This is a genomic window from Acinetobacter baumannii, assembly GCF_009759685.1.
Classification (GTDB): Bacteria; Pseudomonadota; Gammaproteobacteria; order Pseudomonadales; family Moraxellaceae; genus Acinetobacter; species Acinetobacter baumannii.
In genome coordinates, this window is the sequence record NZ_CP046654.1 from 2,440,327 (window position 1) to 2,458,648 (window position 18,322).

32 protein-coding genes are annotated in these 18,322 nt (G+C 36.7%); 21 read left to right on the top strand and 11 right to left on the bottom strand.

Features of this window, described 5'->3' with window-relative positions; translation table 11 throughout:
• From GO593_RS11565 to GO593_RS11585, 5 genes are read right to left on the bottom strand one after another with little or no spacing between them, the layout of a single operon-like run.
• Positions 1-933, bottom strand: coding sequence for a hypothetical protein (locus GO593_RS11565; RefSeq protein WP_000698529.1), 933 nt, complete (start codon positions 931-933; stop codon positions 1-3).
• Positions 930-2,051 (bottom strand): ATP-binding protein, encoded by a 1,122-nt coding sequence (locus tag GO593_RS11570; protein WP_001207474.1) that lies wholly within the window; start codon positions 2,049-2,051, stop codon positions 930-932. The genes GO593_RS11565 and GO593_RS11570 overlap by 4 nt, the downstream gene beginning before the upstream one ends.
• A gap of 11 nt (positions 2,052-2,062) precedes the next feature.
• Positions 2,063-2,386: a hypothetical protein gene (locus GO593_RS11575; protein ID WP_000064463.1), complete on the bottom strand. Its 324-nt coding sequence runs from the start codon at positions 2,384-2,386 to the stop codon at positions 2,063-2,065.
• A complete protein-coding gene (locus tag GO593_RS11580) occupies positions 2,379-2,669 on the bottom strand; it encodes a hypothetical protein (RefSeq protein WP_000656405.1) in 291 nt (96 codons plus the stop codon). The genes GO593_RS11575 and GO593_RS11580 overlap by 8 nt, the downstream gene beginning before the upstream one ends.
• Positions 2,669-3,112 (bottom strand): hypothetical protein, encoded by a 444-nt coding sequence (locus GO593_RS11585; protein WP_001101038.1) that lies wholly within the window; start codon positions 3,110-3,112, stop codon positions 2,669-2,671. The genes GO593_RS11580 and GO593_RS11585 overlap by 1 nt, the downstream gene beginning before the upstream one ends.
• A gap of 193 nt (positions 3,113-3,305) precedes the next feature.
• Here GO593_RS11585 and GO593_RS11590 point away from each other — a divergent pair, with 193 nt between their 5' ends.
• Positions 3,306-3,548 (top strand): hypothetical protein, encoded by a 243-nt coding sequence (locus GO593_RS11590; RefSeq protein ID WP_000051960.1) that lies wholly within the window; start codon positions 3,306-3,308, stop codon positions 3,546-3,548.
• Positions 3,549-3,554: 6 nt separating this feature from the next.
• On the opposite strand, the gene GO593_RS11595 is transcribed toward GO593_RS11590, so the two are convergent.
• The 5 genes from GO593_RS11595 to GO593_RS11615 all read right to left on the bottom strand — a co-directional run bounded on the left by GO593_RS11595 (position 3,555) and on the right by GO593_RS11615 (position 6,443).
• Positions 3,555-3,758 (bottom strand): hypothetical protein, encoded by a 204-nt coding sequence (locus GO593_RS11595; RefSeq protein ID WP_000845537.1) that lies wholly within the window; start codon positions 3,756-3,758, stop codon positions 3,555-3,557.
• A gap of 138 nt (positions 3,759-3,896) precedes the next feature.
• Entirely contained in the window at positions 3,897-4,400 is a 504-nt protein-coding gene (locus GO593_RS11600; protein WP_001129676.1) for a hypothetical protein, read from the bottom strand.
• 1 nt (position 4,401) lies between these two features.
• The gene (locus GO593_RS11605; RefSeq protein WP_000048052.1) at positions 4,402-5,409 is read right to left on the bottom strand and encodes a hypothetical protein; all 1,008 of its coding nucleotides are present in this window, start codon (positions 5,407-5,409) and stop codon (positions 4,402-4,404) included.
• Positions 5,410-5,460: 51 nt separating this feature from the next.
• Positions 5,461-5,676, bottom strand: coding sequence for a hypothetical protein (locus GO593_RS11610; protein WP_000370485.1), 216 nt, complete (start codon positions 5,674-5,676; stop codon positions 5,461-5,463).
• Between the two features lie 14 nt (positions 5,677-5,690).
• Positions 5,691-6,443, bottom strand: a complete 753-nt coding sequence (locus GO593_RS11615; RefSeq protein WP_000052252.1) for a LexA family transcriptional regulator — start codon at positions 6,441-6,443, stop codon at positions 5,691-5,693.
• A gap of 104 nt (positions 6,444-6,547) precedes the next feature.
• Here GO593_RS11615 and GO593_RS11620 point away from each other — a divergent pair, with 104 nt between their 5' ends.
• The 13 genes from GO593_RS11620 to GO593_RS11680 all read left to right on the top strand — a co-directional run bounded on the left by GO593_RS11620 (position 6,548) and on the right by GO593_RS11680 (position 12,423).
• Complete coding sequence (locus GO593_RS11620) at positions 6,548-6,736, top strand: hypothetical protein (protein ID WP_000703023.1); 189 nt, start codon at positions 6,548-6,550, stop codon at positions 6,734-6,736.
• A gap of 10 nt (positions 6,737-6,746) precedes the next feature.
• Entirely contained in the window at positions 6,747-7,067 is a 321-nt protein-coding gene (locus GO593_RS11625; RefSeq protein ID WP_000048916.1) for a hypothetical protein, read from the top strand.
• Between the two features lie 55 nt (positions 7,068-7,122).
• The gene (locus GO593_RS11630; protein ID WP_001984388.1) at positions 7,123-7,401 is read left to right on the top strand and encodes a hypothetical protein; all 279 of its coding nucleotides are present in this window, start codon (positions 7,123-7,125) and stop codon (positions 7,399-7,401) included.
• Positions 7,402-7,436: 35 nt separating this feature from the next.
• Entirely contained in the window at positions 7,437-7,697 is a 261-nt protein-coding gene (locus GO593_RS11635) for a hypothetical protein (protein ID WP_223233568.1), read from the top strand.
• Entirely contained in the window at positions 7,690-8,571 is an 882-nt protein-coding gene (locus GO593_RS11640; protein WP_000064627.1) for a replication protein, read from the top strand. The genes GO593_RS11635 and GO593_RS11640 overlap by 8 nt, the downstream gene beginning before the upstream one ends.
• A gap of 2 nt (positions 8,572-8,573) precedes the next feature.
• Complete coding sequence (locus GO593_RS11645) at positions 8,574-9,374, top strand: hypothetical protein (protein WP_001003671.1); 801 nt, start codon at positions 8,574-8,576, stop codon at positions 9,372-9,374.
• Positions 9,371-9,709, top strand: coding sequence for a hypothetical protein (locus tag GO593_RS11650; protein ID WP_000647826.1), 339 nt, complete (start codon positions 9,371-9,373; stop codon positions 9,707-9,709). The genes GO593_RS11645 and GO593_RS11650 overlap by 4 nt, the downstream gene beginning before the upstream one ends.
• Positions 9,702-10,094, top strand: coding sequence for a hypothetical protein (locus tag GO593_RS11655; RefSeq protein WP_000462878.1), 393 nt, complete (start codon positions 9,702-9,704; stop codon positions 10,092-10,094). Before GO593_RS11650 ends, GO593_RS11655 begins: the two co-directional genes overlap by 8 nt.
• Positions 10,094-10,495: a DUF559 domain-containing protein gene (locus GO593_RS11660; protein WP_000100162.1), complete on the top strand. Its 402-nt coding sequence runs from the start codon at positions 10,094-10,096 to the stop codon at positions 10,493-10,495. Before GO593_RS11655 ends, GO593_RS11660 begins: the two co-directional genes overlap by 1 nt.
• On the top strand, positions 10,492-10,968 hold the full coding sequence (locus tag GO593_RS11665) for a hypothetical protein (RefSeq protein WP_001277127.1): 477 nt from the start codon (positions 10,492-10,494) through the stop codon (positions 10,966-10,968). Before GO593_RS11660 ends, GO593_RS11665 begins: the two co-directional genes overlap by 4 nt.
• The gene (locus GO593_RS11670; RefSeq protein ID WP_000861102.1) at positions 10,940-11,194 is read left to right on the top strand and encodes a hypothetical protein; all 255 of its coding nucleotides are present in this window, start codon (positions 10,940-10,942) and stop codon (positions 11,192-11,194) included. The genes GO593_RS11665 and GO593_RS11670 overlap by 29 nt, the downstream gene beginning before the upstream one ends.
• 245 nt (positions 11,195-11,439) lie before the next feature.
• Positions 11,440-11,658: a hypothetical protein gene (locus tag GO593_RS11675; RefSeq protein ID WP_001017713.1), complete on the top strand. Its 219-nt coding sequence runs from the start codon at positions 11,440-11,442 to the stop codon at positions 11,656-11,658.
• A gap of 213 nt (positions 11,659-11,871) precedes the next feature.
• Positions 11,872-12,423 carry a hypothetical protein gene (locus tag GO593_RS11680; RefSeq protein ID WP_001984397.1) on the top strand — a complete coding sequence of 184 codons (552 nt, stop codon included), beginning with the start codon at positions 11,872-11,874 and terminating at the stop codon, positions 12,421-12,423.
• 173 nt (positions 12,424-12,596) lie between these two features.
• On the opposite strand, the gene GO593_RS19160 is transcribed toward GO593_RS11680, so the two are convergent.
• Complete coding sequence (locus tag GO593_RS19160; RefSeq protein WP_000401163.1) at positions 12,597-12,830, bottom strand: hypothetical protein; 234 nt, start codon at positions 12,828-12,830, stop codon at positions 12,597-12,599.
• Positions 12,831-13,472: 642 nt separating this feature from the next.
• Between GO593_RS19160 and GO593_RS11690 the strand changes: the two genes are divergently transcribed.
• The 7 genes from GO593_RS11690 (at position 13,473) to GO593_RS11720 (ending at position 18,313) form a co-directional block, all read left to right on the top strand.
• Entirely contained in the window at positions 13,473-13,817 is a 345-nt protein-coding gene (locus GO593_RS11690) for a hypothetical protein (RefSeq protein WP_001039309.1), read from the top strand.
• 208 nt (positions 13,818-14,025) lie between these two features.
• Entirely contained in the window at positions 14,026-14,262 is a 237-nt protein-coding gene (locus tag GO593_RS11695) for a hypothetical protein (protein ID WP_000152657.1), read from the top strand.
• A gap of 664 nt (positions 14,263-14,926) precedes the next feature.
• Complete coding sequence (locus GO593_RS11700; protein WP_001136773.1) at positions 14,927-15,382, top strand: hypothetical protein; 456 nt, start codon at positions 14,927-14,929, stop codon at positions 15,380-15,382.
• A gap of 60 nt (positions 15,383-15,442) precedes the next feature.
• Positions 15,443-15,877 carry a hypothetical protein gene (locus GO593_RS11705; RefSeq protein ID WP_000378523.1) on the top strand — a complete coding sequence of 145 codons (435 nt, stop codon included), beginning with the start codon at positions 15,443-15,445 and terminating at the stop codon, positions 15,875-15,877.
• Positions 15,846-16,487 carry a putative metallopeptidase gene (locus tag GO593_RS11710; protein ID WP_000435231.1) on the top strand — a complete coding sequence of 214 codons (642 nt, stop codon included), beginning with the start codon at positions 15,846-15,848 and terminating at the stop codon, positions 16,485-16,487. Before GO593_RS11705 ends, GO593_RS11710 begins: the two co-directional genes overlap by 32 nt.
• 58 nt (positions 16,488-16,545) lie before the next feature.
• The gene (locus GO593_RS11715) at positions 16,546-17,061 is read left to right on the top strand and encodes a DUF2280 domain-containing protein (protein ID WP_000729387.1); all 516 of its coding nucleotides are present in this window, start codon (positions 16,546-16,548) and stop codon (positions 17,059-17,061) included.
• The gene (locus GO593_RS11720) at positions 17,021-18,313 is read left to right on the top strand and encodes a terminase large subunit domain-containing protein (protein ID WP_001132930.1); all 1,293 of its coding nucleotides are present in this window, start codon (positions 17,021-17,023) and stop codon (positions 18,311-18,313) included. Before GO593_RS11715 ends, GO593_RS11720 begins: the two co-directional genes overlap by 41 nt.
• Positions 18,314-18,322: the final 9 nt, after the last annotated feature.

The window sequence follows — 18,322 nt, forward strand, 5'->3', positions numbered from 1 at the left end:
TTAGAAACCGTCTCCTAATAAATAATCAGGCTCAGCCTCTTGAAGTGGCGTAGATGTAGGGTTCTCTAATTCAAAGCGGCGTTTCTTAACAAAGTCCATGAGTCGTGATTGAATCTGTGGATCTCGTGCGGCCACATCTATTTCCAAAGCATCTAATGTTGTGAGGTCGGGCGCGTTTTGGATCTGGACCATTAGTGAAGGTGGTTCAGTTGCTTGCGCCTTAGATTTTTCGAGCTCTTCAAGACGTTTGTGAGTTGCAAGTAGCAAAGGCTCCATTTGTTTATCAGACCAAGTGCGTGTATATCGATAAACTGCATTTACTTCGTCTGGTGTTTTTGAGTCCTTAACTCGTTGCAGCAGGGTATCAAGTTTCTTCTGATATTCTGAATCAGCGGTTTCTGATTCAATAGCCGGCTCAGCTGTTTGTGCTTTTTCTACAACCTCTGGTTTTGAATTTTTAACTTTTAGAGATTCCGCATGACTTTCTGAAGGCTTTTCTTCTTCGACTTCTTCAGTAGGCTTATTTAGAAGTTTTAGAATGTCTTCCGCAAACTCACCACCGCTGATTTTAATAATCGCGCAGCAATGAGCAAATGCATTATCAAAACTTGAGTGAACTTGGCCATGCTGGAGCATGCGCAATTGTCCTTTAGATCCATTCCACTTAAACTGCTGCACACCTAATTCAACAGTTGGGCTAGGGTAAGAGCAAGTAGAACCTTTTTCTGGCGCAACTCTTAATGGTTCTGGTACCTCAAATTCACCAATAAAAATAGTTCTAGGCTTTAATTGAAATTCGAATTTATCAAAAACATCAAAGCCAAAGTCATAAGGGTTAAATGGTTCCCAGCCATTACGCTCAGTATTATTTACTAAAAGTAATTCACCGTTGGCCCAAGCAAGTTTGGCTTCAACTTTATTTAGAATTTTCATGCTGTCATCCCCGTTTTCGCTAAGGTTTCAATTTCTTGTTTAACTGCAGTTAGTTTTGCCGCTTCAATTTGGATCAGGGCATCTATGCCGAAGTGCTCACAAACTGTTTTTACATCGAGGCCACGTTCAGCAATAAAGTTTTGAAGTTCATCTCTTTGTTGATCTGAGATACCGTTAAATTCTGGTGGACTAATCCAAGTGCCACGTTGTTTATCAAACGTGCAATTCAATGCTTTAGCTCTCATTAACATTGCTTGGCGCATGTTCTGGTAATACATGTGTTCTTTATCAAGCGACTCAGTTAATTGATTAAGGTCACCTGCATGCTCAGCTTCTTCACAGCTTTGTTTCCAGTTTTCTAGCTCTTCTTGGGCTTTAGCTGCTGCAAGTTGTGCAGGCGTTAAGGTGTTAATGTGATCTTTAGCTTGAGTAATCAGGTCAGCCAAGAAAGTAGGATGTGCTTTAAGATCTGGTACCCATACTTCACCAGTTTCACCACCTAAAGCACCTGAGTTTTTCGCATGATGTGTAGGCGAGGGTTTAAAATTAATAACGCGGGCATTTTTACCTTCACCTGTAGTAACAGTTGTTAGATAACCCATCACATCTGCGATACGGTAAAGCTCGTTACGGTTTTTACCACCTAGATCTGGTCGGTAAATAATTTGATCACCGTTTTGATCTTCTGAAGCGTGTGCAATGAAAACAACGTCTTTACCTAAACTGATCAAAGTATTGATGTATTGCTTGAACGTTTGGTTCGCTAATCCTTGAGCCTTTAACTTTAAAGAACCATCTTTTTGACGGTTATTTGCCGTAAGTAACAGGTGGGTTTTAATGCATTCAAGCATTGCACCCACGGTATCAATGACTACGGTTTTATAGGGTGCTAAGTCCTGCGGCGTAAGGTTTGCAACATCACTCCATTGTTGAACCTGTACAACCGCACCTCGACGTAATTCACCAGTACGGTGAGCACCACGGTCAAAGTCAAAAGAAATTGCTTTTTCCGCAGTAAAGCCCATCGATGATTTACCTAAACCCGGATCAGCGTATAGGTACACAATAATTGCTTGAACTAATAAAGTTTGGTCAGCAGTAATAATCGGTAGAGCCATTTTTATTATCCTTATCTTGAGCCAGTGAAGCCGCGCTTAGTTTTATAAGCTTTGCGGTCATAGGTAGGGATATTTGTTTCACGCAGTTTTATAGCGAGCTGCTTTCTGCGCTGAAAATCAATTTCTTGTGTGAGTTCATTCCAAACTTTTGGATAGTCAGTTTGGAACCTGAACACATTTAAAGGCGTCTTAAATCCGTCTTTAACTTTGTAAAGAACTGAGCCATTAGCATTAGATGCGTACACTTGCCAGCCGATGCGAACTGAATACAGCCCTTTATCATCACGACCTAAAAAAGACTTATAGCCGTCAGGGTGCTTTTTGAAATTAGACATGTTCAGCCTCCTTACATTCGCATGCACCAACAAAGGCATACGTAAGCGGGCTAGGAGCATCTACAGGTGAGACGTCCTTAATATTTAAAGGAATAATTTCTTTGCGATATTTAACTAAAACCACATCACCTTCACGGCAATCGACAATTCCTTCTTTTGAAGAAAAACGAGCAGATTTAGAAGATTGGGTTACTCTGCAAAATGAAACCTCATCACCAGCTTTGATTTTTGAACGGTCAACAGGAATCATCTTCTTGCAAGTAGGGCAGTTGTAATCTTTCATTAGGCTGCCTCCACCAACTTGTTACGTTCGATGAAGCCTTTTAGAAGGCTATTGATGTTGCGGATGTCTTCAAATTCGGTGAAATCGTTATATGACTTACCATTAATGTCAGTGATTTCATTTACTGTGAGTTGGGTAATATCAACAGTGGTGAATTCAGAACCCGGAACGCCGTAGCTGTCTGGATGAGCTTCAAAATCAAAGCTAACGTTTAAACGGAAGCTATCTAATTTAATTACAGCAACTCCAGAATGCTTACCTGTGATTTTTGCGGTTAACACGCTGTAAGTACTTGGTTGAGTTTTAGGTGTAAAAAGAGTAGGTGCGTCTTTTGTTTGGAAAGCTGGTTGCAATTGGCAAGCAACTAAAGAACCACCAGAGATTGCAAGAGCAGCCATGCTGACAAATGCAAATGAGTTGAAAGGGGTAGCTTTTACGTTCATAATTGATCTCGCAGTTTGCAAAAGCACATCGGAAGGTAAGAGAGTCGATGTGCTTTTTTGTTGTCTACGAGATTTATATTAACTATGGTTAATTTTTTAGTCAAGAGAAAAGTTAACAATGGTTAATCTTTTTATTAACTATAATTCATGCTTTAATAGACAAAAGAAAACCCAACTATCAAAGGTGATAGAAATGAGTCTAGGCGAAGAAATGTTTGAATGGCGCAAGCAGATGGTTGAGAAACTACTGCTTCAGGAAAGTAATATTGATCAACTAGAAGAAAAAGTTGATCGTGCTGAAAAGATTCTTTTTGGTGATTGCACAGCCGCTTTCAAAATAGAGTGCACGCTTCGGAACGCGTATGCGCTGAAAGCTATTCTTGATGACTTTGCCACCAAGAATAACTGCAAGGTAAGTATAGTAGAGTGTGAGTAATCAGGGTTAGCTCATTCCTGAAATGGGTTTTGATGTGGCTTTAGGCTTTGGCTTAAGTTCTTTTAAAGCTTCTTCTACCGCTTTCAGTGATTCCTGGTAGGTTTTAACCCAAAGATCAGCACTTTTTATATTGATGGTTGAAGGATCAGTATCAGCAATGGTTGCCTTAGTAAGCTCTAACGCTAGAGCTTCTATGATTTCAGTTTTCATATTTTCTCCGATATTAATGGTTATTTAAGATCAATGTTGGCACAAAGTCTTAATCCCATAATATCAGGGAAAATTTGAATATATTAAAAAAGAAAACCCACCGTGGTGGTGGGTAGATTAGATGAATTGGATCGCTTTTTACTTATTGCTCAATACTTTTGCTTTTGCCTCTCTTGATTCTTTGCGATCTTTTAATGTTTTTTCAAGCAAAGAGATTTCTCTTAAGTCAGACCAAGCTAAGAAGAAGCTAAAAATTGAGGTGAGTCCAACAGAAAGTATTAGAGCTAAAAGATGCTTAGCTGAAAGTAAGCCTAATAAATTAAGTATATACATACTAAAAACAAGAATAATAAAAAGCATAGCCACATATAAAGATGACTTACTTCTTATGTCCACAGTTGAAGTCAACCTATCTCGTTCTGACTGATTTAAACCATCAAGCTTTAATGCATCGAGCATACCTTTATAAGCCAAATAAATTTGACTTAAAGGGAGAAGCAGTACAAATGAAAATTGAACCAGATTTATTGTAATATTTAACTCTAAATATTTAAAAATTATTGAAAATATAGCAAACAGACCGACTAACACTAGTGCGATAAATCTAGCATTATTGTAGAAGGGTAAGTAGCGTTTAGCCATATTAGTCACCAAAATTTATATTGGTAGTCATCCAATTATACAATTGAACTTTTAGGCCGTCGTTATAAACTTTATTATTGATTGTTTCAACTGAAATCTTGCCGCTCATTTTTAGATTATCAGCCGTAACCTTGGTCCCATCCTCAAGAGTAATAACATAATCATCATTATGTCGCATGGATGAAGCTACAGTATCAATAACTTTTTGCCCACTTTTTGAGGTTTTGCGGTTGTATGTAAGTGTTAATTTTAACTTTAGGTTTGCGTCATCAAGCCCATCCTCTAGTTTTAAATTTTCTAAATCAACTCCAAAAGCTGACTTAAGCACATCAACCACATTATCTTCAATTTTATAGTCAATTTTCGCAGGTATGCTTGATTCGACAGTATGAACAGGTTGAAGTTCTGTTGACCCAATGCCAGATGAGATTGAAATAGTTTTAGCTGGAGTTGATTCAAGCTTTTGCTTAACAGTGGGATTTGGAGCATCTTTTAATATTAATGCACTATTCTCTGGCAATGCTTTGGCTGCTTCACCCAAAAGCCAGCCCAAATATGACTCCAAGGTTCTAGCGGTAAGTGATCTTGATTGAATGATTGCGACATGGTTATCAATAACACCAAAGTAAAGAACACTATCAATAAACTCTTTTCTTACAACCTCTGTAGCGTCAACGCCATCTTCATCATCTGGCAGATCATCTGTTAAATAGGTTTTAATGGGAAATTCAGTAGCATCATCACTGTCTATCTTTAATACAGCCTGAGCTTTGCCTGACTCAACAATAATCAACTCGCCAAAGAACATGCTTTGGTGTGAACTAGCATGATTAATTAGAATAAAATCATCTTTTGTTGCGGAGACAAATTGTTGACGATTTATGGCTTTATAGTAAAAAGAATCCTTATCCAGCAATTGTGCTTTTAGTAATTGACCTAGATTGGCGCCTTTTAGAAAATCTACTTTTTTGTAGTGTACTGTTTTGTCTTTTACTACTGTTTTACTCATTATTTCCTCCTCCCGAATCGCTCTAAAGTACTGTGTCGGGTTCACAACTTATTAATCTTTGGTGTTGTTAATTTTCTGCCCAAGCTTTCCTTCTTTTACCAACTGCACTACTTGTTCATTTGTAAGGACTGGAATAAAGACTTTATCACCAATGTCCTTTGAGAGGATCTTCACTTCTTCGGCTGTTAGCACCAAAGCTTCACCATGTTTCGCAGCATCATTGATGCGAGCAATAATCTGGTTGATTGGTCGTTTTGAATTGTCCATAAGTCTTCCTGTGATTAATGCGAATAAGGATGTTCTTGTCTGTGCTGACTTGGCGGCACGATATCTGTAATAGCGGTAATACTTTCAACTTCGTCCATTTCAAAGAAAAATCGCTCACCACCATTCACAGAAAGCAAACTTAAAACCCCACCATTGATGCCGACAAATTCTTTAATTGTGCATCTTCCATCCTTCAAGCACACCTGAACAAACTCATTCGGCACAAGATCTGCATCAGGGTCGCATACAACATACCAGCCATTACGAATTGCTGGAAACATTGAGTCGCCAGTGCCTTTAATGCCATAGGCTCGTGGACCTGCTGTATGAGTTGGAACATAGCCATCCCCAGCATTTCCATCGTATCCCATATCTGTGAAATACCCATCCATTCCCATTTTTGAATAGGCTTTAACTGGAACATATCTTTTTTGTATAGGGAAAGGCTTAGCTGGCGCTTGAACAAACTTAACGGCATCTTCACTATCTGGAATATTGTACTTCTGCTTAAATGCTTCAATATCAATAACATTTAATTGAGCTAAATTGTTACTCGATTCTTGTTCATCCGATCCACCATAAAGCAACCAATCGTCACTCACACCTAAAAATTTCGCAATGACTTTCAAATTTTCTGCTGTAGGTACGCTAGTTCCATCTAGCCATTTCTTTGCTGCAACAGGAGATTTTTTAGTTGCTCTTGCTAAATCAGCGGCTCTTAATTTTTTTTCTTCAAGTTTTTGCCTAATTCGAGTGTGTAAAGACATAACAAATATTCCAAAAACATTAACTAATGTTAATACGATCTATTGAAACTATGGTTAACAAGTGGTAAATTTGGTTTATTAACTATAGTTAACTTGGTGTAACCATGAAAATTAGTGACCTCATGACATACCACGGCTGCAAAAATCGGAAAGAGTTGTCTGAAAAAACTGGATATTCAACCGTGACCCTCTGGAAGTGGGAAAACAACGGTATACCAGCCAGAACTCAAGCAGTCCTGCAAGTCAAAACCAAAGGCAAACTTAAAGCCGATTTACAAGCATTAACCGCTTAGGAACTAAACCATGAGCAAAGTATTAAATGAATTGCCTGCAAGCGCTAGCAATAACGAATCGCTCATATTGCAAGCACTTAACGCTAGCAATCAAAGACAAGTAGCAGAGATGATAAATGTCGATGCAAGCATCCTTTCACGGATGAAAACAGAAAAGAAATCAAATGGATGGACTGAGATTGAGTTTATTAGCTTTTTGTTGACAGCCATTGGTTTGAAGGTTGTGCAAGAAAGTGATGTGTATTGCTCACCTGAAATTGCAGAAGCAACGCGAGTTTATTTAGCACATGCATTCACTTCACCTGAATACATGCGGATTTTATTCAAATAAAAAACCACTACCTGCTGTAACAGGAGTGGTTTCGCATTCACAAATTTAGGAACCCATGAATATGCAAAACAATTTATCAAATCAAACAACCGAACGCAACCAGCCAGAATTTTTAGTGGGTGACGTTGTAGTGCTTACTAAAGAGTGCCGTACTTTCAAATCAAATGATTTGTTTGAAGTTAAAAACAAAACTTTGACTAGGTTGTGGACTATCAAATCGGAGAATCATTTGATTCTGGTTTCATCAAAAGAAATCCGTACAGCAACAGTAGCAGAGCTCAACGCCAAACGCCGGCTAACAAGCGCAGAGCAAGCATTAGCGGAGGTGTCATGAATAGTTAATTTAAGTATAAACCTGAGTACAAACAGATTCAGGAAATTCAGTCCTTCTTTGATCCAGCGTTAGTGATTCTCAATGAGCTACATGATCGTAACCGTAAAAATCTAAGAGCCAAAGGTTATGACGAAAATAATGCTGCAATAACGCGTGAAGAATTTTCACAAACTATGGCACAGCGTTTTCGCACTAATCAGTGGTTAGCAGGGCAGATCGTTAATAGTTTGGCTAATGCTGACTTGGTTCAAAAATTTGGTGGGTATGTAAAGCCTAAGGTCGGTGTACATGAGTAATTTTGTGCCTAATTCCTTTCAAGTGCCTAATGCATTTGTTGACGAGGTTTTAAATAAAATCTCTGATGCTGCATGCAAAATTTATTTAGTTATTTGCCGTAAAACTCGTGGCTGGAATAAGGAGATGGATTCCATCTCTTTAACTCAATTTGAAGAGATTACAGGGAAGAGTAGACCGACAGTTGTTAAATGCCTTAATGAATTAATTAAAGTTGGTTTAGTCGTGGAACAACCAAGCACAATTCATGGAAATACATTCAAATTAGGTAACGATACTAGCGTTGGTTTAGTGCTTAAATTCCCTAGTAAAAATTTTTTACTACCTGAAATTTATGGCCAAACTAGTAAAAATTCTTTACCACTTCTAGTTAAAAATTTTAACTACACTAGTAAAAATTTTTTACCGCTACTAGTAAAAATTTTTAACACACAAAGTATCACTATCAAAAACAACTCTCAAAGTAATAAAAAAATAAATAAAAAAAGAGGGTCTGTTTCTGAAAAACCTAAAACAGAAAAACCAAATGAATTTAATCCACGTTCAGTTGAACTACCTGCATGTGTAGATTCAGAACTGTGGAACAATTTTGTTGATATGCGTATCAGCATCAAAAAACCACTTTCTGAAAACGCAGTAAAGCTAATCCTTAAAAAACTTATCTCGTTTGGACCTTTGGCTAACCAATCACTGGAAAACTCAATTATCGGAAATTATCAGGGTGTATTTGAGCCTCGCCAAAATCAAATTCAGGAAAACCCACAATCTCATAACGTTCCTGAAGAACCGGGTTATTTCACTCAAATGTACGCTGAGAGCAACCGTTCAAACGTGATTGACGTTACGCCAGTGTCACAAGATTTTGGAGGCTATTAATCATGAATGAATTAGCACCATTTGAAAGTTTTTTGAAAGAACTAATTGCGGCTTACAGAACTAAATACGCTGTTCAGTTCAATAAGAATTTTCCAGTAGAGGGGAAAAATGCCGTTCCAATGCAAATCGTTGAACAGCAGCTTGCTAAAGCATTGGTTGGGGTTACACCTAACCAACTTCAAAGAGGCTTAGCGCTATTTTACGCAAGTACAAATACATACATGCCTAACTTCGCTGAATTCCGTGCTATGTGCATGGGTGATGATTGGTGGAGCGCTGAGAAGGCTTGGGTTAAGGCTTGTGAATACACTCAGATCTCTCAACACAAAAAAGTGACATTGCCAGACGGAAGAGAGCAGAACCAAGAAATTACAACCTTGACCAAATTTGTTTTAGACCAAGTTTATTTACTAATCCAAGACGGTGAAATGTACAAAGCCAAAATGGAATTTATCAAGATCTATGATGAATACAAGGCTGAAGCACAACTGAAGGGTAAAACCCAAGCTTGGTACCAAGAACCAATTTTATTAGCTCAGAAAAATGAGCAGAAAGTGCATATACCAGTTTCCAATGAGGAAGCGCAAAAGCATCTCAAATCTTTGATGGAACGGTTAAAGATTAATGGCCGTAAACCAGCACCAGTACAAAAACTTCAGGCAAAAGAAAAAGAGCCTGAACTTGCAAAAGAATTAGGTCCAGATCCTTTTGATAATCCATATGAATATGCAGAGATGTGCCGTCGGGAGGGTATGCCAATACCTAGAAATATTCTTCAGCTAATTGAAGGGGCGAATGTATGAAAGCATCCAAATTAATTAGAGATAAAGGGCTGCAATACGCGAAAGAAATCGTTGATTCAGCACCTTCTAACGCAACTGAGTGGAATGAAGGTTTCGAGTTCCAATGTGGTCAAAGTGTAGAGATTAGCAAGGCTGACCGAGAAAAATATTTTGTAGACCTTTCTGAACTTAAGCGTCTAGTGGAGTCGGTTGATTTGGTCGAATCATGGGGCGGCATTGATGATGTAAAGCTATATGACTTGTCTCATTGCAAAAACAGGCCTGAATCGGCTGGATACAAGTTGCTTCAAGCAATTGCTGATTACGAATCAATATACGGAGGCGGTTATGTTTGAACAAATATTAAAACGCCGCCCTAAAGGTGCGACACATTGGCAGGCTGGATATTACTACAACAGTGATGAATGTGGGATTTGGTCTATTTGGGAAAACGGGAAGTGGCATGGAGATTTTAAATTTCCAGATGGTGTTATGACTAAGTTGCCAGAGGAAAAGGAGCCAGTCATGAGTGAGTTTGAGGGTAAATCTGGAAAGTGGGCTTGGGAGATTCAAAAAGAACAACAAGCGAATTTAGTTGAGCTAAGAAGTTCAATTGAAAACCTAGTTCAAAAGTATAAACACGATGCTCATGCTTCAAGCCTTTTTGGCGATCAAGATAAAGCACGAGTTTATAACTGCTTTGCTAATCAGTTGAAAAATTTGCTGAAAGGTGGTGCTTGATGTCATCAGTCAGCATTGCTGAATACCGCAAGTTATTTCCGATAAAGAAAAATAAAAAGCGGCGTTCAGCAAAGCAAGTTGCCAGACAACCAAGTGTGGGTGAAATGGTTCTGGCAACGCATTTAAGAGCATGCAAGATCGGTTTTGAACAGGAATATAAGTTCCATCCAAAACGCAAATGGAGAGCTGATTTTCTGATTATTGGTACAAAAATTTTGATTGAGGTTGAAGGCGGGATCTGGAGTGGAGGCCGTCATACAAGGGGCAAAGGCTATATAGGGGATATGGAGAAATACAACTCCGCAGCAATGATGGGTTTTACAGTTTTACGGTTCAGCACAGAGCAAGTGAAAGCAGGCGTGGCGATTAAACAAATTGAGCAATTGGTAGGTGAAAAATGAGTGCAGTTTTAAAAACACAACAAATGGATTGGTCTAAATATACTATTGACGGTTGGTTAGAGCAGTTTGGCGCATGGTGTGAAACAGTTAGAATGAAAGGGGGTGATTTGCCAGATGGGCTTCATATCAATCAAATTTACTGGTTGATGCGTGAAGCTGGCAAAGAAGTACAAAAAAGTAAATCTTATATTCGATGTGAGATCAGTGATTATGAGGCGGATCAAATTCAAGCACTTTTACGAAGTCTATTAAATTCTGATAAAACAGATTTTACAACTAAGTTTGCATTAATTTGTTTAATTAAAAATAAGGTTGAAAATAAAGGATTGTTGAAGGTTGCTCAAGAAACAAACCAATCTAAAGCTCAGGTCGCAATTATGGTGAGTTGCGCTAGATTTTATTTATTAGGTCATGATAAAAGATTAAGACACAATGGAGGTTCAAATGAAAACATACACTGTAAAACTATATGAAGGCGTTAGTCGGGAGAAAGTTAATGAAACTTTGAAATACTACCCTGATTATTTTGGTAAAATATCAATAATTACAAATGTAATTAATAATAAATTGCAATTAACACTAAAAGCATTTGAAGGAATCGACGTTATAACTGCCAATGATCTAATGATTAAAATCGTTGAACGTTTAAAAGCTTCTCAATTAGTAGAAAAGCATAATTTAGACTTGTTGACTGTCTAGACGCTTTATGGCATATTTTTGATATAGTGGACAAAGTTATAAGCGTTGCACCAATTTGTTTTAAAAGCTCACTTAATCGTGGGCTTTTAATTAGGATTTGAAAAAACATGAAATTTATCGTATATTAAACTTACTATATGATGTCTATTTCCATTATAGTGTTTTTCAGTTGAAAAGCTTAGTCCGTACTTTCCCCAAGGTACGGATTTTTTTTATTTTTTGCTATATAGTCCAGGCTGGTAAAAATGAATATCTGTGTTGGTGGTGAATTAGATGGGCAAGTGATCGAAAAAGAAGGCAGATTACTTAAGGCTTCTGACATTGATCCATCATTCAAAACTGAGTACTACAAGCAAGTTTTTAACCGTGACAACATTAATTATCATTTTTGGCTACCAATAGGGTCCAACTTGCATGAAATGTCAAAGCGAGTTTTGGATATTTTGAGAGCATCAAAAAATTAAGCTTAAAGTATATTGTAAATACATCTTCTAACTTGTATGATATGTCACAAATACTGCGCTGAAAGTTTTTTGTTTTTTGACCCGTTTCTTTTTAGAAGCGGGTTTTTTAATTTTTCTTTATGTATTTAAATTAGATGAAAGTATATGTTGCTTTTATTAGGTAGCTTATTGTTTACTTCGCATTAAAATTATTCTTTCTAAGAAGTTAATAAAATGAAAAATTATTTAATAGGGTTAGTTATTACTTTGGGTATTAGTGGATGTGTATCTATACCGTCCATAGACTTTTCGCAGCAAAAAGTTGAAAGGTTTAATCCAGTTAAAAATTGGATTAGTGTTGATACCGCTCCAGTCAAGGATATGCCAAATGGCAAAGAAATCTTTAAATTGAAAGGGGGAAGTGAAGTTTATGTATTCTGGTACCAAGATGAATGGGCGTTATTAAATCCAAATATGGATAGACAACAATGGATTGATACTAAATATTTGTGCAGTTTTGCTGGTTGTTATACTCCACCAGTCACCTATAGATATTCAAAAGGGAGTTTTGATAACAGGCAGCCTGTTTACTCAACTCCTCAAAGAGAATCAAAAGGCTATAATAATACTAGAACTAGAAGTTCTGCTACTACACGGACTCCAAGAAGTTATAGTAAAACGACTAATAACTCTTGTTACTGCACATCTGGAACTTATTGTGTTGGGCCTAGAGGTGGACATTACTGCCTTAATAGCACAGGTTCAAAAAGATATCTTCCACGATAAACTGTATAAGCTTTAAGAAGCTCTGCTAAATATCGATTATTGGCGGGGCTATTTTATTGTTAAGTATTTCTGTAAGATCTGAGTGTTGCTTTAAACAACAATAAACCTTAATGATCAGCGCAAAAGTCATAAGGGGAAAGCCTACTTGAAAGAGTAGGCTTTTTTATGAGAAATCATTCAAGTTCAAGTTGATTGTCATCCTTAGTAACTTTTATTTTTAATTTTTTGTATTTGCGTTTGTTTGGATCTAAAGCGGAGTTTGATACTTCATCGGCAAATTTAGGATTCTGCATTAATTCGTAATAGGTTTTATACCCAATACGAATTCTAGTTGGTGGGCAGTCAGTTCTTTTTGAGTAATATTCAATCTGCGAATTTAATTCGTCTAAAAGTGTTTGGTGTTCCATTGTGTTATTGATTTTGGCAGTTAGGTAAACTAAGGATACTGTAATTTACAAAATCAAGCAGAAGTAATTGATACACATTGTGTTTATAGGTTGTAATGGTTAGTGCATTAATAAGATTAAATGTGACTTATTTAACAAAAAAAGTGTTGAGTGAAATTTAATCAAAATGTCACATGGCTGGTTTAAATTATATTTATAAAAATAAAAATGATAGAAGATTGCAACGGACAATAACTATGCAAGCATGATTCTCAAACGATTGAATTAAGCTGACTCTAACAAGTTGGCTTTTTTTTAGCTATCGATTTTTAAATGTGCTAGCCGGGAAATACGGCAAAGCCTCACTATTGATTAGTGGGGGCTTTTTCTTTTTGTGTTAAGCTGATCTCCATAATTTTATGGATTAGTACAATGTTTATTTGCGTTGATGGTGAACTCAATGGGCAAGTGATAGAAAAAAGGGGCGTTAAGAACAAAGATGTATATAAATATTATAAAACTCAGTAATTGCATAATAAATTCAAATATTTACTTAAAATCAGGGTGACAGAATTTAAACAATCTTTACCTAGGCGAAGGATTTAGTAAATCAAATAAACATTATTTTAGACGGATAATTATAAAAAACGGAGTACAAATGTCGTGAATAAGAATGTAGAGCTAATAAATTACATTGATGTAGCTGAGACAGTTTACGAACGGGTATATGAAAATAATAAAATTTCAAATAATTTGATCGTTAATCTAAATCGCATTATGGCTGAGATAAAGAATCAAGCTGCAGAAAAAAGACTCAAATTGAAGTACAGCTCAATAGACTTTGAACATTGTTTAAGTTTGCCTTTAGCTGATCGCAAGATAAAAGTAGATTTAAGTCTTATACCTCATTTTGAAGATCGTGAAGAAAGTATTTTGTGGTTAACTAACTTTATTGGAAAAATTTGTGAGCCCAGAAAGATGCAAAGACAGAAAAAAAAACTTCATTAAGTACCTGTGAATTTTAGATGAACAGCCCTTAAAGCGGTTTTTTATTGCTAGTAGAATATTTAAGGTATCTTTTCTAATAGGCACATACTATTAAAGTGTTTTTTATTTATTTTTTAGATTGAAAAGATTGCTATTGGAGTAATTTAAATATAAAAATCTTTATTGATTGAGCGTAGTTGTTATACAGGATATTTATAAGGATTTTAAAATGACAATTATCACATTGCTTGATGTTGAGACGAAGAAGAAGGTGATAGTTCGGTCCGTAATAGACCCAATAGCAAGAATAGACAAAAAAGGGAATATACAAATTATTCAAATTCATAAATGGCTAGATGATGAATCTGGAGATTTTGTTGATGAAGACTTATATGAGGCACTCAACAATGGAGAAGTTGGAATATACTTAACTTTGCAGTATATGATCATTGATATTGAAAATTAATTATTTTTTATTTTTAGTCAGTGTGATTTCTTACTCTCTAGAGCCTAATGGTTACTACACATAAGACCTTATTAAGTATTACCTATTGATGGGCACATATTCTTTATAAGTCTTGATAAGTAAAAAAATTATGTAGGCTAAAAATAAAACCATTTAAAAAAAGAAATCTTTATCTATTTAAATATGAATATTTGATATTTTTAATTCAATCCCTATTGCTAGTGCTTAAATATTATGCCAATATGAAGTTGGAGATATTTCCGAATAGATATTTCCTATTTCAGGTCTAAGCGTTTTTTTTCGCTAAGCCCATTTCTGAATAAAAATAGGAAGTGGGCTTTTTTATTTTTGAATATTTCAGTATTATCAGTGTGTTGCTTTAAGTAACCCTAAACCTTATTGATCAGCGCAAATATCAAAAAAGGGGGAGCTTGCCTACTAGGCAAGCTTTTTAAATTGATAATTTAAACACAATAATCCATTTTAAAGCTCAATAGAAAAATCAAACTTTCCCTAGCTTTTATTCGTACTAATTTATTGAATATAATCGTTTTTATAATTTTTAAAATTTCCTTAAACTAAAAATGGAAAATTTCTTGTTGCAACATTGTTATAATAGGACTACCTTAAGAAAAATACTTTATAAAAATGAGGAGCTGCCGAAATGCCACAGTATCTCATGTTTGCGGAAAATATTTATAACAAAATTAAAGATGAGGAATTGTTTTCACATGACTGTATTGAAAATATGAACTTACTTATGACATGTATACGCAGAGAAATTGAGGGAACAGAATTTAAATTAAAATATAATTTTATTGATTTTGTTGAATTGTTTAGTAAACAATTAGATGAATGTAAAGTAAAAATAGATGTGAGTTTGATTCCTCCTCATAATTCAGAAGGTGAGTATATTTTATGGTTAGCTGGATTTATCGAAAAAATTACAGAAGGTGGACCTAAACCACCTCCGCCTATAAAGAAATTTATTCCAGAGTATATGAGCTTGAAATATGAATTAGATTTTTTACCTTTAAATGAGGAAAAAATTCAAACCGAAGGTAAAGAAATTACGGATTACTTTAATTCAAAGCTTTATAAGGCAACTTTTAAGAAATAATAGTTAGTTGTCTCTATTTTTAGCCACCGCCTTAGGGCGGTTTTTTTATGGGTAAGAATAATGGATTCTACAGAATACTTTTGGCTTACTCGGAAAAAAGAACCTAAAACTAAACCTAAAAGCCGGCCACTGCCAAAGCCTACACAAAAATATCTCGAGGCTGAGGCAACACTTAAGGAAGAGCTTGAGGATTTGTCGATTGGATTTGAACAGAAGTTTCAGCCGATCCATACCAAACACTGGCGCTTTGACTTTCATATTGTGAAATTGCGTTTGCTCATTGAAATTGAGGGCGGTTCCTGGTCTGGTGGGCGTAGTGGAAAACTGTCAAATAAAGCATGGAGTCTTGATCGATATGATCATGCTGAAGAGATGGGTTACAAAATAGAGCGCTTTCATCCAGACTCTGTTTTGTCGGGATATGTCATTAACTGGATAAAAGACGAATTAGCGAGAATTGAAGATGGAGCAGATCAGACCATTTCCACCGACTGATTTTATTGATCAAGCAGATGAAGAAGAAGCAATAAGACTAACACCAGCACCAGATCTAAAAAAATGGGTTGTTGCTAATTACTTAACTATTGGTGGACCTCTTTATAATCCCGATCATGATCACATAGCTGAGCTGCTTCACGATAATGAAGAATTTTTAGCATTTGCTTGGGCCTCTTCTGCATATAAAAGCAAGCAAGCTATGGTGTTAGGTCAGTGCGAAAAAGTCATGTTCAATGTTGGTGGATGGCGTAAGGCCAGACAAGAGCAACAGATGCGAGACTGGTTCGGCTTTGTGCCAACATACTTGATCACCATTGATGCTACATTTTGCGACAAAGCAAATGATCGTGAGTTTTGTGCTTTGCTTGAGCATGAACTCTACCATATAGGCGTAGAACGTGATGAAGACGGTGAAATGATCTTTAGTAGCTCAACAGGTTTACCTAAACATTATTTAGCTGGTCACGATGTCGAAGAGTTTGTTGGTGTAACCAAACGGTGGGGGGCGAGTCAAAGCGTTAAACGTATCGTTGAAGCTGCAAAGAATCCGCCGTTTGTTTCGAAACTTGATATTTCAAAATGCTGCGGAAACTGCGTAATCAACTGAGCCGAATGGCTCTTTTTTTTGCCTTCTTTGCTAGACGTAGCTAGACAAAGGTGGGGGTATGGCTGCACTTAAAGAACAGGTAAAAATATTTATTGTTCAAGCGCTTGCCTGCATGGATACCCCTCAACAGGTAGCTAATGCTGTCAAGCAAGAATTTAACATTGAGATTGATCGAAAACAGGTACAACTTTATGACCCGACAAAAGCGGCAGGAAAGAATTTAAGTAAGAAATATAAAGACCTTTTTCATAAAACCCGAGAGGACTTTAAAAAGAATGTTTATGACATCCCTTTAGCTAATAAAGCCTATCGGCTTAAAGAACTTCAGAAGATCTATGAAGACTGGAAGAACAACAGGCTTATGAAGCAAGGGGTTATTAAACAGGTTAGGGAAGAAATGCAGGGTTATGACCTCATGCTTTTAAATCTTGAGTTAAAGCAACTTGAGATTGAAAAGTTAAGAGAGGGTGAAGGTGATGAAGATCCAACACCAGTCAAGGTAACTATTCAAGTTGTAGATGCGAGTAAAAAAGATGCCGAACATCAATCCGACACTGAATGTACCTCAGGCTAATTTTTTGCAGATGGAAAAGAAGTTCCGCGCATTTGTCGCTGGCTTTGGATCGGGAAAGACTTGGGTTGGATGCTCCAGTTTATGCAACAAAGCTTGGGAATTCCCAAAAGTACCTTTGGGTTATTTTGCTCCAACTTACCCGCAGATTCGCGACATTTTCTTTCCAACTATTGAAGAGGTTGCTTTCGATTGGGGGCTTAAAACTAAGGTTTATGAAACCAATAAAGAGGTGGATATCTATTATGGTCGGCAATATCGAACTACAATCATTTGCCGGTCTATGGAGAAACCAGCAACCATTGTAGGTTTTAAAATTGGCCACGCCTTGATTGATGAGCTTGATGTTATGGCCAAGGTCAAAGCTCAACAGGCTTGGCGTAAGATCATCGCTCGTATGCGTTATAAGCAAGCTGGTTTGCTCAACGGTATTGATGTGGCCACAACACCAGAAGGTTTTAAGTTTACATACGAGCAATTTGTTAAAGAGGCAAATAAATCAGAGGCTAAGCGTAAGCTCTATGGAATGATTCAAGCTTCAACTTATGACAATGAAGCTAATCTTCCAGATGACTACATATCATCACTTTATGAGTCTTATCCGCCGCAATTAATTTCAGCTTATTTAAGAGGGCAGTTTGTCAATTTAACCAGTGGTGCTGTTTACCCCGACTTTGATCGAGTTCTAAACCACACGGATGAAGAAATTAAGAAAGGTGAGCCTTTACTCATTGGTATGGATTTTAACGTGCTTAAAATGGCTGCTGTGGTTTATGTCATTAGAGAAGGGAAGCCAAGAGCTTTAGATGAACTGGTTGGCGTGAGAGATACACCGACGATGTGTCAACTGATTAATGAGCGCTTTCCAGATCACGATATTACTGTGATTCCAGATGCTTCAGGTCAGGCAACATCATCAAAGAACTTCAGTGAATCTGATCATGCAATCTTAAAGAAAAATGGATTCAAAGTTGAAGTTAATGGTGTGAATCCCGGTATTAAAGATCGTATCACTGCAGTTAATGCACAAATTCTGAATGCTGAGGGTGAACGACACTTAAAAGTGAACACAAACAAGTGTCCTAACTTTACGGCTACTTTAGAACAGCAAGTCTATGATGATTTTGGAATGCCAGATAAAAGCGCTGGTTTGGACCACGTTGGGGACGCTGGTGGATATCCAATAGCTAAGAGATTCCCAGTCATCATTCAGAAAATATTTAAACGGCGCGCAATCGCTGGTTTTTCTCGTTAATCAATGCAC